The sequence below is a fragment of the Paracoccus pacificus genome (genome assembly GCF_042680785.1).
GTDB classification, from domain to species: domain Bacteria; phylum Pseudomonadota; class Alphaproteobacteria; order Rhodobacterales; family Rhodobacteraceae; genus Paracoccus; species Paracoccus pacificus.
This window is the reverse complement of sequence record NZ_JBHUEN010000015.1, coordinates 1-13,760: the sequence shown is the minus strand read 5'-3', so window position 1 is coordinate 13,760 and position 13,760 is coordinate 1. Positions and strand designations below refer to the sequence as shown.

The following is a 13,760-nucleotide window of genomic DNA, read 5'->3' as shown; positions in this document are numbered from 1 at the left end:
AGCCGCGCGCAAGGGTGGCCGACTTTTGCGCCGCCCAGTGGCTGGGTTTTACGCCGCCGTTGACAGTTCGTCTGGATTGCAATAGGAGCGGACGCCCTCGATGCCACGGATGCGGAACTCTTCGGGAATGTCCGAGGCCGGCGCCGCCAGCGGCTTGTCGGGCGCATCGGATTCGATCAGCTCGACACGGTGGCCTTCGTGATCGGAAAAGACCAGACGGGTCGGCTGCGTCGGATCAAGCCGGATCATCTCGCTGAAGATCTGTTCCTGCGTCAGCCGGTCCATCCAGTATTCAAGCGCCTCGTAGGAGCCGACGCGCAGGATCGCTGCGGCGATGTTGCCCTTGCCGGGCTGAGCCTTTGGGGCCTCGTTGAATTCAAGGAAGGTCACCACGCTGCCCGGATCGCCGGTCTCGTCGCCGTAATAGGTGTGATAGCGGAAGGTGGTCTCGAAATTCAGCGTCTTCTTGACGAACCTCAGCCCCATGACCCGGCACCAGAAGTCAAGGTTGGCCTTGACGTCCGAGGTGATCCCGGTGACGTGGTGATTGCCGTCCAGCGGCGTCTGCGGTCTGTTCGGTCGATCAGCCATAGTTTTCTCCTCCTTAATCGACGTTCAGTTCATGGCGGGGATGCGCGTTTCCTGCGCGGCGGTCCCGGCCGGTTCTTCGTCGGCGATGTGATTGCGCAGCGTCCCCAGCCCCTCGACCTCGATCTCGCAGATGTCGCCGGGTTTCATGAACAGGGGGGGCTTGCGCGCCAGACCGATGCCGGCCGGCGTTCCGGTCACGATGACATCGCCGGGCACCAGCGTGATCGCCTCGCTGATGATCGCGATCAGCGTCGCTACGTCGAAAACCATGTCATCGGCCGAGGCGTCCTGCATGACGGCTCCGTTCAGGCGGGTTTGCAGACGCAGCCCGCGGCAGCCCGGCGGCAGCGCGTCGGCGGTGACGAAGGCCGGCCCGAAGGCGCCGGTGCCGTCGAAGTTCTTGCCGACGGTCCATTGCGGCGCCTTGGTCTGATAGTCGCGCACCGAGCCGTCGTTGAAGATGGAATAGCCCGCGACATGGTCAAGCGCGCTGTCCTTGGGGATATGGCGTCCGCCGCGACCGATCACGGCGGCGATTTCGCCCTCGTAATCCAGTTGATGCGACACGCGGGGCCGGATCATCGCGTCCATATGGCCGATCAGGCTGGTCGAGAAGCGGGCGAACAGCGTCGGATAGTCCGGCTGCTGAAAGCCGCTTTCCGAGGTGTGATCGACATAGTTCAGCCCGACGCAGATGATCTTGCCGGGCTGCGCCAGCGGCGGCAACCAGCGGGCCCGCCGCATGTCGATCTCGCGCCCGTTGCGCAAGATGCGCGCGGCATCGGTCAATGCGTCGGGGCCGTTCTGGATCAGCGTCAGCAGATCGCCCGGATAGCCGCTGTCGTTCGCGTTCAGGCCAAACACGCGGCCGTCTTCGGTTTCGACGCCCAGACCGGCCTGATTGTTTTCCGCAAAGGATACGAATCTCATCTGCTTTTCCCCCTTCCGTTTGATGAAGTGGTAACCGGTGCATTGCCGCCACGTCAACAAAAAATATATTTTATGTAAGAAAAAATTTATTGCGCCTTGTCCAGCTTGGCGCGACAAGGGGTCATGACCAGTGAGAACAAGACATGAGTGAAAGCTCCAGCATCACCCGGATCGCCTATGACACGCTCAGGGGCGACGTCCTGTCCTGCCGGCTTGCGCCGGGGACGAAGATCGTCATCGCCGATATCTGCAAGGAACGCGGGTTCAGCCCCGGCGCGGTGCGCGAGGCGCTGTCGCGGCTGACCTCGGAAGGGCTGATCATCGCCGAGCCGCAAAAGGGCTTCCGGGTCACGCCGATCTCGCGCGAAGACCTTCTCGACATGACCGAGGTGCGCGCCAACATCGAGGCGCAATGCCTGCGCCGCGCGATCGAGCTGGGCGATCTGGCGTGGGAGGGGCGCATCATCGCCATCTATCATCAGCTTGCGCGCACCCCGGAACGGGCGGCCGAGGATGCCTCGCGGGTCAATGACAGCTGGGCGAAGGTCCATCATCAGTTTCACGCAACGCTGGTCGAGGCCTGCGACAGCCCGTGGCTTTTGCGGATCCGCGAGATGCTTTATGCCCAGTCCGAGCGTTACCGCCGCCTGTCGGTGCCCCTTGCGCATCAGACCCGCGAACTGGACCGCGAGCATCACGGCATCATGCAGGCGGTCCTCGCCCGCGATCCGGATCAGGCAAGCGTCTTGATCGGCGAGCATTTGCGCAAGACGACCGATATTCTGCTGTCTTCGGCGGTGTTGCAAAGCAGCGCCTGAGGTCTGAACCGCTTTCTGCAAACCGAATGGCGGCGGATAAGACGCGCTGAAATCTGCTGGTCGATATGCGCGCCTTGGGGGGTGTCGGACTGGGGGCGTGGGATCGCGTGATGTGCCGCCCCTGTCTTGCAAACCGGTCCTAATTCGTCCGGTCATCCCGGCTTTTCCGGCCGTCCCGATCTGTCGTTTCCTGATCATGGCGGCGGGCCGCTTATGCGGGGAAGGATCGTCATGCGCCGGGCGGAGTGGTCGGGCGCAGCGCGCTGCCGCGCCACCGGGCAAACCGGCAACCTTCGAAAACTCTGGAACAAAATCGCGATCTCGCGGTTGCACGCCACCGGGAATTCATCGGACCGGCGCGTGCCCAGGTTTTCCCGCGAAAGGACCGTCTTCGGACGCGGGCACGCCGACCAAGTTTGCGAAGGAAAGGAAATTGTCATGAGCGATACTGAAGTCCTTCTGGCCGACACACAGGGTGTCGATGCGACGCCGCGCAGGGTCATGGACTGGCCTGCGATTTTCGCCGGCGCGGCGATCGCCGCCGGGGTCACGGTGGTGCTGACCGGCTTTACCACGGCCCTCGGCCTGGGCTCGATCTCGGCCGAGCCGGGAGAGCAGGGCGGCGGGTTCATGGGCGTTCTGGTCGCGCTGTTCGCGTTTCTGGGCATGCTGCTGGCCTATGCGCTTGGCGGCTATGTCGCCGGGCGGATGCGCACCCGGGCGGCGGGGGTCAGCTCGGATGAGACCATGGCGCGCGACGGCACGCATGGCCTGACCGTCTGGGCGGTGGGCACGCTTCTGGCGACCCTGCTTACCGTGATGATCGCGACCGGCGGGTTGCGCACGGTCGGCAATGCCGCCGCTTCGCTGGCCGAGGCCGGCGGGTCCGCGGTCGGCGGCGCGCTGCAGGGCACCGGTCAGGTCGTCGGCGGCGTCGTCAGCGGCGCGGGTCAGGTTGCGGGCGGCGCGATCAGCGGCGCCGGGCAGGCCATCGGCGGTCTTGCGCAGGGTGCCGGGCAGGCCGCCGGGGGCGGGGGCCTTCAGGACATGCTGCCCGGCGGGATGCAGGCGAACCCGATCGACTATCTGGCCGATCAGCTTCTGCGGCCGCAGCCGGGCGCCACGACCAATTTCTCGAACGAGGCGATCCGCCGCGAGCTTGGCAATATCCTTGGCAATGTCATCCGCACCGGTGAATTGTCCGAAGCCGACCGCACCTATCTGGTGCAGGCGCTGGCGGCCCGGACCGAACTGTCCGAGCAGGAGATCAACCAGCGCCTCGATCAGACCGTCCAGTCGATCACCGCCATCCGCGACGACGCGCAGCAGCGGCTTGACCAGGCCCGCACCCAGGCCGAGGAACTGGCCGCGCAGGCGAAGGCCGAGGCCGAGCGCCTGCAGGCCGAGGCCCAGGCACGGCTGGAAGAGGCGAAGCAGACCGCCATCGACGCCACCGAAGCCGCCCGCAAAGCGGCGATCTGGACGGCGCTGCTGCTGGCGATCTCTTCGATCGTGGCGGCCGGGGTGGCCTTCGCCGCCGCCGTCAAGGGCGGGCAGGACCGCGACAGCGGCCGGTTCTGGCTGCGCCGGTCGTAAACCCGGCGGATCGGGAAAGCCGCAAGGGCCGCGTATCGCGCGGCCTTTGCGCACTTGCGCGGCTGCAGGACAATCGCCAAGCTCAAACGGGGTTGGAGGGTAGGTCATGCCTGATGACAGCGAAACCGTCGCGGGGATAGCGATCAGCAGCGCGGGCCGCGTGATCTTTGACGATCCGCCCCTGACCAAGGGCGATCTTGCGCGCTATTACGACCGCATCGCCCCGGCAATGCTGGAAGAAATCGCCGACCGCCCGCTGTCGCTGTTGCGCCTGCCGGAAGGGATGGCGGGCGAGAGGTTCTTTCAGAAACACCCAGGCAAGGGTTTTCCGGCCAGCCTGAAGGTCGTCGAGATCGCCGAAAGCGACGGCGCCCGGCATCCCTATGTCTATGTGACCGATGCGGCCGGGATCGTGGCCGCGGTGCAGATGGGAACGGTCGAGTTTCACGTCTGGGGTGCCTGCCGCGACAAGCTGGACCGGCCCGACCGGCTGGTCTTCGACTTCGACCCTGATGAGGCGCTGAGTTTTGCCGATGTCCGTCAGGCGGCGCTCGACCTGCGCGTCCTGCTGGCGGATCTGGGGCTGGCGTCATGGGCGATGCTTTCGGGCGGCAAGGGGGTGCATGTGATCGTACCGCTGAAACGCACGGCGGGTTGGGACAGGGTCAAGCTGTTCGCGCGCGGGGTGGCCACGCTGATGGCGCAATCCCAGCCCGCGCGTTTCGTGGCCGAAATGTCGAAGGCCAAGCGCAAGGGCCGCATCTTCATCGACTGGCTGAGGAACGAGCGCGGGGCGACCGCCATCGCCCCTTTCTCGGTCCGCGCCCGGCCCGGGGCGCCGGTGGCCTGTCCGGTCGGCTGGGACGAGTTGCCGGAAATCACGACGGCGGCCGCATTTTCGACCGTCGCGGCGCTGGAACGCGGCTGGTCGGGGGTCGACCGGCCGCCGCCGCAGACGCTGTCCCCGGGGATCGTCGATGCGGTCGAGGCACGGCGCGCCGCGCTTTGATCTCCGGCGCGGGGTGAAATATGGCGGGAACATCCCCCGGCTGAAAAGGTTGCCCTCCCTTCGATAATGGCGTCATCGCCGTCGCAAAGGAGGAAATACCATGTCCGCCCCCCAGACCGACCCGGAAAAGCAGGTCCGCAACCATCTGGTTCCCATCGTGGGGATCATCGTGATCGTCGTGGTCGTGTTGCTCGGCTTCCTGTGGTGGATCGGTGACGAAACCGACGATCCCGCAATGCCGGGCGAGACGGTCGGGCCGATCGAGGAAATTCCCTCTGCGCCGCAAGGCACCACGACCGGGCAGCCGCCGGGCTGAGCCGGTGCCGGACCGTCGTGCAGAGGGCAGACCGAAGGCGCGCCATGAAAGGGGGCGCGTCCTTCCTGTAGGTTTCAGGCGAACGCGATCCGATGGCATGGCCATTGGCGCTTGCGTTGCGTCACGCGAAAACTGCCGGAAATTTGAAATGAAAATCCTCGCCCGACGCCAAAATTGGGTTAATATAAGTGAACCAGTATGGCGACATGGAGGCGCATATGCCCGGTGACGAAGGTGACCCGATTGTCGCAACCGAACTGGACGCGATGTTGTCGGCGTTGCTGATACAGGCAAAAAAAGAACCTATTTCCAAAGAACTGCGGGAATTGGCCGCGCGACTCGAGGCGGCTTTGCAGAACGCCCGAACCGCCGGAAACGGGTTGGTCGAAGAGTCGCGCTGACCCCCGAACCCGCCGGACCGCCGGGACTCGTTCGCACCCGGGGGCTGGATCGCGTGCCCCCTACTGCCCACATGGGTGAAGTAGAAACGCTGGTCGGGAGTATTGGAACATATGTCTGACGACATATTGGCGCATATCCCCGCGCTTCGGGCTTATTCACGCGCATTATGCCGATCCATCCCGGAGGCCGAGGATCTGGTTCAGGAAACACTTTTGCGCGCAATCGAAAACGCGCGGCGTTATGAGCCCGGCACCAATATGCGGGCGTGGCTGTTCACCATCATGCGCAACCGTTTTCTGACCAATTGCCGCAAAAGCGCGCGTGAACGCACTGGCGCCATGGATTGCGTCTCAACGGTGGCGCGGGTCAAGGCCGACCAGGAATGGCATTTGCAGGCCAATCACATGTGGGCCGCGCTGGAGGATATTCCCCTTCATTACCGCGAGGCGATCATTCTGGTCGGGGTTCTGGGGGAAAGCTATCTTGACGCGGCGCGCATTCTGGATTGCGACATCGGCACGATCAAAAGCCGGGTGAACCGGGCGCGCTCGATGCTGCGCGAAGTGGTCGAACCGATGCTGTGACAAGATAGAGATCAAGGTCCGGGCGGACGCTGCCAAGCCTTCGATCGGCGGCTTTGATCTACTTTGATCGCGGTACCATGGCCGCGCCGGCGCTTGGGCGCGGCCATGGTACGACAAAGGTTGCGTTTCAGTTCGCTTCCATCGCCTCTTGGTTGCCTTCGCTTTCGGCGATCTCGGTCAGCAGGTCATCGGCTTTGGATTCTTCGTTCAGCGTCTGCTCCAGCAACCCGGCGGCATCGTCAAGGCCAAGGTCGCGCGCCCATTGCCGAAGCGTGCCATAGCGGGCGATCTCGTAATGCTCGGCGGCCTGTCCGGCGGCGATCAGCCCGGCATCAAGCGCGGGCGCGCCCTTGAACTCGGACATCACATCGTCGCCTTCCTCGATGATGCCGTCGATCGCCTGACAGGTCTTGCCGCGCGCCGGTTTGCCGATGATCTCGAACACCTTTTGCAGCCGCTCGACATGGGTTTCGGTTTCGGTGCGGTGGTCCTCGAACGCCTGCCGCAGACGGTCGGAACGGGCGGCGCCCGCCATCTTTTTCAACGCCTTCAGCAACTGGCGTTCGGCGTAATAGATGTCTTTCAGCGTCTCATAGAACAGATCGTCCAGCAGTTTGTCTGCCATTGGATAGCTCCTTCCAAGAAGTTCACGCGAGTTGCGCGGGCGGTTGAACCGCCGAGGGCGCGAAATGTTCCCGGGAACAAACCGTCATGCTGAAGGTTGTGGGCGCCAACCGAAAACACGGAGATCATCATGCACCGTCCGATTGCAATGGCCCGATACGATCTGGCATGGCCCTTGGCCGGGGTTCTGGCCTTCGGGCTGTCGATGCTGGTCCTTGGCGTTCTGTCGCTGATGAACGGCCTGCCGTTCTGGATGCCGCTTAATGCCACGACCCATACGTTCTATGGCCCCAACGCGGCGGATTTCACCGGGTTTGATCTGGCCCATACCGGGCTTGGCGCGATCATCAATCTGGCGGCGTGTTTTTTCTGGGCGGCCGTCACCGTGTTCACGGTTCGCGGCGCGCGAAAAGGGCGGATCGGCATGGCGTGGCTTGCCGGTCTTGGGACCGCGCTGGTGGCGGGCGTGGTCGATTATGCGCTTTTGCCCGAATTCCTGCGCCCCGGATGGGAACTGGTGCTGTCGCCATATGCCGTCGCCGGTGGATTTCTGGCGCTGGGTGTCGGTCTGTCGCTGGGGCTGATCGCCGCGCAGCGGATCGCCGACAGGAATGCCGAGTCCGCCCGTCTGAACGCCGAGCTTGGGGCCGTGACCGATATGATAACCCCGACCGATCATCTCGTGCGTTCGGCGCTGGACCGGCGGCGGCATCCGTCCCCTCATGTGATAGATCAGCGCCAGCAGCGCATCGACCCGGCCAACCGGGTAACCGATGACTTGAACCTTCTGCAGGACAACAACAAGCAGCCTGTCGTGACCGCGCGTAACGAAAGGCTGAAGTCATGACCGATTATCCGAAGCCGCCATTTCCGGAACAGCAGCAATCATTGCCCGGCAGCTTCCGGAAGATGGACCCGCGCCCCGATCACGGTGAAGATAGCTGGCAGGGGGCGGACCGGCTGGGGGGCAAGGTGGCGCTGATCACGGGCGGCGACAGCGGCATCGGCCGCGCCGTCGCCATCGCCTATGCGCGCGAGGGCGCCGATATCGCCCTGTCATGGCTGAACGAGACCGAGGATGCCGCCAGCACCGCCGATCTGGTGCGCGGGGCAGGGCGTGAATGCCTGTCGATCGCGGGCGACATCGCCGATCCCGACCATTGCCGCAAGATCGTGGCCGATGTGGTGGACCGCTTCGGGCGCATCGACATTCTGGTCAACAATGCCGCCCATCAGAAGGTGTTCGAGAATATCGAGGATATTTCGGACGCGGAATGGCGCCGGACCTTCGCTGTCAATCTGGACGCGATCTTTTACCTGACCAAGGCGGCGGTGCCGCATATGCCGAAAGGCGCGGCGATCATCAACACCGCCTCGATCAATGCAGACAAGCCCAATCCGCAGCTTCTGCCCTATGCCACGACCAAGGGCGCGATCCAGAATTTCAGCACCGGGCTGGCGCAGATGCTGGCCGATCGCGGGATCCGCGTGAATACGGTGGCGCCCGGTCCGGTCTGGACACCGCTTATCCCCGCCAGCATGCCGCCGGACAAGGTGGCGGAATTCGGCGCCGATTACCCGATGGGCCGGCCCGCGCAGCCGGTCGAACTCGCCTCGGCCTATGTGATGCTGGCCGAGCCGGCGTCGAGCTATGTCTCGGGCGCGACCATCGCCGTCACCGGCGGCAAACCGATGATGTGAGAAGGAGACCAAACATGAGAAAGCGGTTACTCGTGCTTTTCTGTGGCGTGACCCTGGGCCTGATTCTGAAGGGGCTAAGCGATGCCGCCGCGCGCCGGCCAGCCCTTGGGCATCAGCGCATTCGTTCCGCCGGGCGCCGCGAGATGGACGCGCCTCCGCCGACATGGGACATCGTCGACGAACAGGCGGACCAATCCTTTCCCGCCAGCGATCCGCCGGGAACCTATTAAGAAACGGGCGAAGGCACCCCGCCTTTGCCCGTTTCGCATATCCCCGAATGTGGGGGGCATCGCCCTTTCTGTTCGGGCTTGCCTGTCGCTGCGCGCTTTCTAATTCCTCAAGCCTTGCCTGGGTCATCGGCGCGTAGACGTCCCTTCGATGGACGGCGCAGTTCGTCCTTGCCGGTCTCGCGCCCCGTTTGACGGAAAGGGCGACACCCGCCACCTGCTGCCGGGCCTTTGACGTGGCTGGCTTCGATGCTTTCTTCAAGGATCGGCGGCAAGGGATGACCGGCCCCGAAGGGCCGGTCACAAAGGGTTTTAACTGCGATATTCCGGCATGTCCTGAAGCTGATCCTTGGTCCAGCTTGTGACGGCGTGAACTTCGCCATCCTCGTCGCGCATGAATTGCAGGTCGCGCGCCGACACCATGACCGGTTTCGAGCCGATGCCCAGAAAACCGCCGACGTCGATCACCATTTGCGAGTCGGCGCCGATGCCCGAGACTTCGGACACGCTGCCGATCTTTTCGTCGTCGGGGCCGTAGACGGTGGCGCCCTCCAACACGACTTCGGACAGGTCGGCATCGCTCAGGCGTACATGTCTGCTGTGGTCCATTTCAATCGCTCCTTTGTTGCGGTCGAGGCGCTTTAACCGGCCCGCAACCCCTCTGTTCCATCACGCTAGCGTGACCCTTTGGGCGAAAAATATTGCTGGAACATTTGGCGACCTCGCCGGTTCAACCGCCTTCACATTCCACGTCGTAACAGGAGGAGAAGACATGAGACATGTGTTGACCACCACCGCCCTTGCGCTGGCACTAAGCGCCGGCGTCGCGCAGGCGCAGACCACGACCGCACCGGCCGAGCCGGGCACCACGGTCACGACCGAAAACACGGCCGGAGGCACGACGGTCACCATCACCCCGCCCGAAGGCTTTACCGCAAGCGACAAGGCGCTGACGGCGGAAATCCTTCAGGATGCGACGGTCTATGACGCCAATAACGAAGAGATCGGCGAGGTTTCCGGGCTGATCTTCACCAACGGCACGACCTCGTTTCAGGCGGATGCCGGCGGCATGACCACAACCGGCACCGATACCGCCCCGGGCAATGCGACGGCTGGCTCCAGCGCCACGGATACGACAACCGCGCCCGCCGCGACGGACAGCACCACCGCCACGGGCACGACGACCGCGCCTGCCGCGACGGACAGCACCACCGCCACGGGCACGACGACCGCGCCTGCGACGACTGACAGCACCACCGCCACGGGCACGGCAACGCCGCCTGCGGCAACGGACAGTGCCACCGCCGCGACCGGAACCACCGGCGCCGGTGCCGGAACGGCGATGGCAACCGGTTCGGCCGGTCCCGCGGCGGGCGAAGCCAGCACCGCGACGGGGACGCCCACGGGTGCAAGCAATCAGACCGCCGCGACCGGCGCCACCACTGCGGCGCAAGGCGACGCGGGGCAGGGTGACATGGGCGCGATCAAGCAGATCGTCGTTGATGTCGGCGGTTTCCTTGGCATGGGCGAACACCGGGTCGCCGTGCCCGCCGAAGAGCTGGTGATCTACAGCAACGGCTCGGACGACCGCGTCTATCTGCCATGGACGCGCGAGCAACTGGAAGCGCTGCCCGAGTATAACGAGGCAGCCGCACCCGCCGCCAACTGATCGCGGCGACATCAGACCAAGACCCCCGCAACCGGTGGCTTCCGGTTGCGGGGTTTTTCGATGGGGAACCGGGTCGCCGCGATGATCGTTCGGGGCCATGACGGGAACGGGAATATTCTGATGACTGATCTGGACGCACGCACACGCAAGGACGATCTTCGGATCGGCACCTCCTTCTGGTTGAAAACCCCACATTCGACCGTGGCCGCCGAAAAGCGGCTGACGGCCGGCCATGCCGATGTCGTGGTCGTGGGTTCGGGCATCAGCGGCGCATTGACCGCCGAGGCGCTGACGCGGGCCGGAAAATCGGTGCTGATCCTTGATCGCCGGCCGCCGGTGCGCGGCTCGACCCCGGCCTCGACCGCGATGATCCAGCACGAAATCGACGTGCCGCTGACCCGGCTGCAACGCCAGATCGGGGCGCGGGCGGCGAATGCGGCGTGGCGGCGTTCGGTCCGGGCGGTGAACGACCTCATCGGGCTGGTCGCGGAGCTGGGGATCGACTGCGACATGCAGCCGAAACCCGCCCTTTATATCGCCGGAAATACCATGGGCGCGCGGGCGCTGAAAGCCGAGGCGAAGGCGCGGAACCGCATCGGCATCGGCGCGGAATACCTGACCGCCACCGACCTGCGCGACCGGTTCGGCATCGACCGGACGGCGGCGATCCTGTCGACCGATTCGGCCTCGGCCAACCCGGCCCAACTGACGGCGGGGCTGCTGGCGGCGTCGATCGCGCGCGGCGCGCGGATCGTGACCGGGGTCGAGATCACCGACATGGCCGAACTGCCCTGCGGCGTGGCACTCGCCACCCGCGAAGGTCAGGTCGTCACCGCCGATCACGCGGTCTTTTGCACCGGCTACGAATATCTGCCGCAGATGAAGACCCGCGCCCATCACGTCACCTCGACCTGGGCCTTGGCCTCGCGCCCGTTGACCGGGCTGCCGGAATGGATGCTGGGCACCATCGGCTGGGAGGCGGCCGACCCCTATCTTTATTTCCGCACCACGCCGACGGGCCGCATCATCGCCGGCGGCGAGGATGAGGATGCCGCGACCACCAACAGCGACCCCGCGAAACTGGCGCGCAAGGCGAAGATCATCGCCGAAAAGCTGAAGGAGCTGACCGGCGTCGATATCGGCAAACCCGCCTATGCTTGGGCCGCGCCCTTCAGCGTGACCACGGACGGGCTGCCGATCGTCGACCGCGTGCCGGGTTATCAGCGCATTCAGGCGGTGATGGGGTTCGGCGGCAACGGCATCACCTTCTCGATCATCGGGGCGCAGATCGCGGCCGCGCGAATCGCCGGGGAAACCGATCCCGACGCCTTCGTTTTCCGGTTTCGCTGACGCCCGAGCGGCCGAATCCGCCGACGAAAATCCGCCCATGCGCACGACGCGCAGCGGCAATTTTTTTAATACAAACAAAGGTTGTGTCCACAACCCGCAAGACCTGCGACATTGGGCTGGCTTCCATATTCAGGCGAAGGGAATCCCATTATGCAATCGCTTCCCATCGCGGATCCCACCGCATGATCATCGCCCGTCATCTTCACAGCCTGCGCACCTACGCCCATCTGATCTGCATGGATCGCGAGCGTGGCGATGCGTTGCTGGAACATACCCTGCACCGGGCGATTCTGCTGTCCTGGCAGAAGCAGCCGAATTCCGACGTTCTGGTCTGGATGCTGCGGCTTATGCACCAATCCCACCGGGCAGGCACCCCGCCTTGCGCGCGCAAAGGCCAAAGCGCCGTTCTGCTGGCCGAGAGCGATCCGGCGCGCTTCGCGCTGTTCTGTCTTGGGTCGCGCGAACGCGAATCCATCGTGCTGGTCGATATTCTCGGGCAATCCTACAAGAATTCGGCTATCATTCAGCGTCTGAGCCAGAGCGGCGTCTGGCACGCCCGGTCGCGTGGACGCGAAACCCTGCGACGGATCATCTTGAACCTGCCGAGTGGGGGGGTGAGCGATGGAAGCAAACCTGCTGGTACGGAAACTCGCGAATGGTGGCCCCCTCGATTCCGAAGATATCCATCGTCTGAACCAGATCATCCGCGACCCCGTTACCCTGCCGGCCCGGCAGGACATCATCCGGCAGGGAGACGACCCCGAAAACGTCCATCTGATCCTTGAAGGCATCGCCTGCCGCTTCAAGATGATGCCGGACGGCGGCCGTTCGATCATGGCGCTGCTTATCCCGGGCGATTTCTGCGATCTCGACGTCGCGATCCTGCCGGTGATGGACCACAGCATCGGCACGCTGACCGCATGCGTGATGGTCGACATCCCGCGCAAGCAGATCAAGGAGCTTCTGGAACACCATTCCCGGATCGCCCGCACCCTGCGCTGGGCGACGCTGGTGGATGAGGCCGTGCTGCGCGAATGGCTGGTCAGCATGGGCCAGCGCCGCGCCGACAAGCAGATGGCGCATCTGTTCTGCGAATTGTTCACGCGGTTTCAGGCGGTCGGTCTGGCCGAGCCGTTCCTGCTGCCGCTGACGCAGGAACAACTCGCCGACACGCTTGGCATAACCCCGGTGCACGCCCAGCGGGTTCTGGCCTCGCTTCGCAGCCGGAACATGATCGCGCTGGAGGGCCGCGCGATCACGATCATCGACCTCGACCGGCTGATGGCATTCGCTGAATTCAACCCCGACTATCTGCATCTTCCGCCGCCGGTGGATGATTCTGAAGACGTGTGAAATTCGGGTTTTGGCGGGGTGCGCTGTTGTCAGTGATAACCCCCAGGGTCGGTTTGAGTGCATGGTCATTTCGAGAAGGGCTGGTGGGGTTGTGCAGGTGCTGCTGCGGTTGGCGTCCGGGTTTGGCTGCGCGGCTTCTTCTGCTAGGATAAAGAAGAGTCTCGCCATCGCGGAAAGCCGGTCCGGGTTTGGCTGCGCGGCTTCTTCTGCTAGAGCGTGATCGCATCACACGGAAGCGTATCCTGAATTGACGAGGTAGTTTGCGCACTCGTTGGCCGAGAAGGTTCCGAGCGCTGCGGCGATTGTGCTCGAGACGGCGTCCTGGCTTTGAGCTGCCGCTTTGCGCAGCAGATGCTTGAGTTTGGCGAAGACCTGTTCGATGGGATTGAGGTCCGGCGCGTAGGGCGGCAGGAAGAGCAGGTGTGCCCCCGCCGCGCGGATCGCGGCGCGTGCCGCCGGTCCCTTGTGGCTGCCGAGATTGTCGAGGATGACAACATCTCCGGGAGAGAGGCTCGGCACGAGGCCATGGGTCACCCAGGCCGTGAAGGCTTCGCCGTTGATCGGGCCATCAAAGAGACATGGCGCGTCGA

At 64.4% G+C, this 13,760-nt stretch carries 18 protein-coding genes and 1 pseudogene; 13 read left to right on the top strand and 6 right to left on the bottom strand.

Annotated features, from left to right (window positions below):
- Positions 1–48: 48 nt before the first annotated feature.
- Together ACFSCT_RS05505 and ACFSCT_RS05500 are read right to left on the bottom strand one after the other, a co-directional pair.
- Complete coding sequence (locus ACFSCT_RS05505) at positions 49–591, bottom strand: VOC family protein (RefSeq protein ID WP_379140793.1); 543 nt, start codon at positions 589–591, stop codon at positions 49–51.
- A gap of 24 nt (positions 592–615) precedes the next feature.
- On the bottom strand, positions 616–1,521 hold the full coding sequence (locus tag ACFSCT_RS05500; protein WP_379140791.1) for a fumarylacetoacetate hydrolase family protein: 906 nt from the start codon (positions 1,519–1,521) through the stop codon (positions 616–618).
- Between the two features lie 143 nt (positions 1,522–1,664).
- Here ACFSCT_RS05500 and ACFSCT_RS05495 point away from each other — a divergent pair, with 143 nt between their 5' ends.
- The 6 genes from ACFSCT_RS05495 (at position 1,665) to ACFSCT_RS05470 (ending at position 6,246) form a co-directional block, all read left to right on the top strand.
- Positions 1,665–2,339: a GntR family transcriptional regulator gene (locus ACFSCT_RS05495; protein WP_379140790.1), complete on the top strand. Its 675-nt coding sequence runs from the start codon at positions 1,665–1,667 to the stop codon at positions 2,337–2,339.
- Positions 2,340–2,777: 438 nt separating this feature from the next.
- Complete coding sequence (locus tag ACFSCT_RS05490; protein ID WP_379140788.1) at positions 2,778–3,935, top strand: ATP synthase F0 subunit B; 1,158 nt, start codon at positions 2,778–2,780, stop codon at positions 3,933–3,935.
- A gap of 106 nt (positions 3,936–4,041) precedes the next feature.
- Complete coding sequence (gene ligD, locus ACFSCT_RS05485; protein WP_379140786.1) at positions 4,042–4,944, top strand: non-homologous end-joining DNA ligase; 903 nt, start codon at positions 4,042–4,044, stop codon at positions 4,942–4,944.
- Between the two features lie 100 nt (positions 4,945–5,044).
- Complete coding sequence (locus ACFSCT_RS05480; RefSeq protein ID WP_379140785.1) at positions 5,045–5,260, top strand: hypothetical protein; 216 nt, start codon at positions 5,045–5,047, stop codon at positions 5,258–5,260.
- Between the two features lie 188 nt (positions 5,261–5,448).
- Positions 5,449–5,661, top strand: coding sequence for a hypothetical protein (locus ACFSCT_RS05475; protein ID WP_379140783.1), 213 nt, complete (start codon positions 5,449–5,451; stop codon positions 5,659–5,661).
- A gap of 111 nt (positions 5,662–5,772) precedes the next feature.
- The gene (locus ACFSCT_RS05470) at positions 5,773–6,246 is read left to right on the top strand and encodes a sigma-70 family RNA polymerase sigma factor (protein ID WP_379140781.1); all 474 of its coding nucleotides are present in this window, start codon (positions 5,773–5,775) and stop codon (positions 6,244–6,246) included.
- 127 nt (positions 6,247–6,373) lie between these two features.
- Here the strand turns inward: ACFSCT_RS05470 and ACFSCT_RS05465 are convergent, their stop codons facing one another.
- Positions 6,374–6,871 carry a YciE/YciF ferroxidase family protein gene (locus ACFSCT_RS05465; protein ID WP_379140779.1) on the bottom strand — a complete coding sequence of 166 codons (498 nt, stop codon included), beginning with the start codon at positions 6,869–6,871 and terminating at the stop codon, positions 6,374–6,376.
- A 129-nt stretch (positions 6,872–7,000) separates the two neighbouring features.
- On the opposite strand from ACFSCT_RS05465, the gene ACFSCT_RS05460 reads away from it, so the two are divergent.
- The 3 genes from ACFSCT_RS05460 to ACFSCT_RS05450 are packed head-to-tail and all read left to right on the top strand — an operon-like array spanning position 7,001 to position 8,801.
- Complete coding sequence (locus ACFSCT_RS05460) at positions 7,001–7,717, top strand: hypothetical protein (RefSeq protein WP_379140777.1); 717 nt, start codon at positions 7,001–7,003, stop codon at positions 7,715–7,717.
- Complete coding sequence (locus ACFSCT_RS05455) at positions 7,714–8,571, top strand: SDR family oxidoreductase (RefSeq protein WP_379140776.1); 858 nt, start codon at positions 7,714–7,716, stop codon at positions 8,569–8,571. Before ACFSCT_RS05460 ends, ACFSCT_RS05455 begins: the two co-directional genes overlap by 4 nt.
- A gap of 14 nt (positions 8,572–8,585) precedes the next feature.
- Positions 8,586–8,801 carry a hypothetical protein gene (locus ACFSCT_RS05450; protein WP_379140775.1) on the top strand — a complete coding sequence of 72 codons (216 nt, stop codon included), beginning with the start codon at positions 8,586–8,588 and terminating at the stop codon, positions 8,799–8,801.
- 76 nt (positions 8,802–8,877) lie between these two features.
- Here the strand turns inward: ACFSCT_RS05450 and ACFSCT_RS05445 are convergent.
- Positions 8,878–9,102 (bottom strand): annotated as a pseudogene (locus tag ACFSCT_RS05445) (DUF3008 family protein); the annotation flags it as partial.
- 8 nt (positions 9,103–9,110) lie between these two features.
- A complete protein-coding gene (locus ACFSCT_RS05440) occupies positions 9,111–9,407 on the bottom strand; it encodes a PRC-barrel domain containing protein (RefSeq protein ID WP_379140773.1) in 297 nt (98 codons plus the stop codon).
- A 163-nt stretch (positions 9,408–9,570) separates the two neighbouring features.
- On the opposite strand from ACFSCT_RS05440, the gene ACFSCT_RS05435 reads away from it, so the two are divergent.
- From ACFSCT_RS05435 to ACFSCT_RS05420, 4 genes are all read left to right on the top strand, one after another.
- Entirely contained in the window at positions 9,571–10,467 is an 897-nt protein-coding gene (locus ACFSCT_RS05435; RefSeq protein ID WP_379140771.1) for a photosystem reaction center protein H, read from the top strand.
- Between the two features lie 120 nt (positions 10,468–10,587).
- Positions 10,588–11,817 carry an NAD(P)/FAD-dependent oxidoreductase gene (locus tag ACFSCT_RS05430; RefSeq protein WP_379140768.1) on the top strand — a complete coding sequence of 410 codons (1,230 nt, stop codon included), beginning with the start codon at positions 10,588–10,590 and terminating at the stop codon, positions 11,815–11,817.
- A gap of 182 nt (positions 11,818–11,999) precedes the next feature.
- On the top strand, positions 12,000–12,602 hold the full coding sequence (locus tag ACFSCT_RS05425) for a hypothetical protein (RefSeq protein ID WP_379140766.1): 603 nt from the start codon (positions 12,000–12,002) through the stop codon (positions 12,600–12,602).
- Positions 12,499–13,170 carry a Crp/Fnr family transcriptional regulator gene (locus ACFSCT_RS05420; protein ID WP_379140794.1) on the top strand — a complete coding sequence of 224 codons (672 nt, stop codon included), beginning with the start codon at positions 12,499–12,501 and terminating at the stop codon, positions 13,168–13,170. Before ACFSCT_RS05425 ends, ACFSCT_RS05420 begins: the two co-directional genes overlap by 104 nt.
- Positions 13,171–13,395: 225 nt before the next feature.
- Here ACFSCT_RS05420 and ACFSCT_RS05415 read toward each other — a convergent pair.
- Positions 13,396–13,760 (bottom strand): transposase (locus ACFSCT_RS05415; RefSeq protein ID WP_379140763.1); only part of this gene is annotated, 365 nt, incomplete at its 5' end.

Bases quoted from the DNA above. Each gene is read 5' to 3' on its own strand.
- ligD (WP_379140786.1), top strand. From the start codon at position 4,042: ATGCCTGATGACAGCGAAACCGTCGCGGGGATAGCGATCAGCAGCGCG.
- ACFSCT_RS05470 (WP_379140781.1), top strand. From the start codon at position 5,773: ATGTCTGACGACATATTGGCGCATATCCCCGCGCTTCGGGCTTATTCA.
- ACFSCT_RS05450 (WP_379140775.1), top strand. From the start codon at position 8,586: ATGAGAAAGCGGTTACTCGTGCTTTTCTGTGGCGTGACCCTGGGCCTG.
- ACFSCT_RS05490 (WP_379140788.1), top strand. From the start codon at position 2,778: ATGAGCGATACTGAAGTCCTTCTGGCCGACACACAGGGTGTCGATGCG.
- ACFSCT_RS05440 (WP_379140773.1), bottom strand. From the start codon at position 9,407: ATGGACCACAGCAGACATGTACGCCTGAGCGATGCCGACCTGTCCGAA.
- ACFSCT_RS05455 (WP_379140776.1), top strand. From the start codon at position 7,714: ATGACCGATTATCCGAAGCCGCCATTTCCGGAACAGCAGCAATCATTG.
- ACFSCT_RS05495 (WP_379140790.1), top strand. From the start codon at position 1,665: ATGAGTGAAAGCTCCAGCATCACCCGGATCGCCTATGACACGCTCAGG.
- ACFSCT_RS05435 (WP_379140771.1), top strand. From the start codon at position 9,571: ATGAGACATGTGTTGACCACCACCGCCCTTGCGCTGGCACTAAGCGCC.
- ACFSCT_RS05430 (WP_379140768.1), top strand. From the start codon at position 10,588: ATGACTGATCTGGACGCACGCACACGCAAGGACGATCTTCGGATCGGC.
- ACFSCT_RS05505 (WP_379140793.1), bottom strand. From the start codon at position 591: ATGGCTGATCGACCGAACAGACCGCAGACGCCGCTGGACGGCAATCAC.
- ACFSCT_RS05425 (WP_379140766.1), top strand. From the start codon at position 12,000: ATGATCATCGCCCGTCATCTTCACAGCCTGCGCACCTACGCCCATCTG.
- ACFSCT_RS05480 (WP_379140785.1), top strand. From the start codon at position 5,045: ATGTCCGCCCCCCAGACCGACCCGGAAAAGCAGGTCCGCAACCATCTG.
- ACFSCT_RS05460 (WP_379140777.1), top strand. From the start codon at position 7,001: ATGCACCGTCCGATTGCAATGGCCCGATACGATCTGGCATGGCCCTTG.
- ACFSCT_RS05500 (WP_379140791.1), bottom strand. From the start codon at position 1,521: ATGAGATTCGTATCCTTTGCGGAAAACAATCAGGCCGGTCTGGGCGTC.
- ACFSCT_RS05465 (WP_379140779.1), bottom strand. From the start codon at position 6,871: ATGGCAGACAAACTGCTGGACGATCTGTTCTATGAGACGCTGAAAGAC.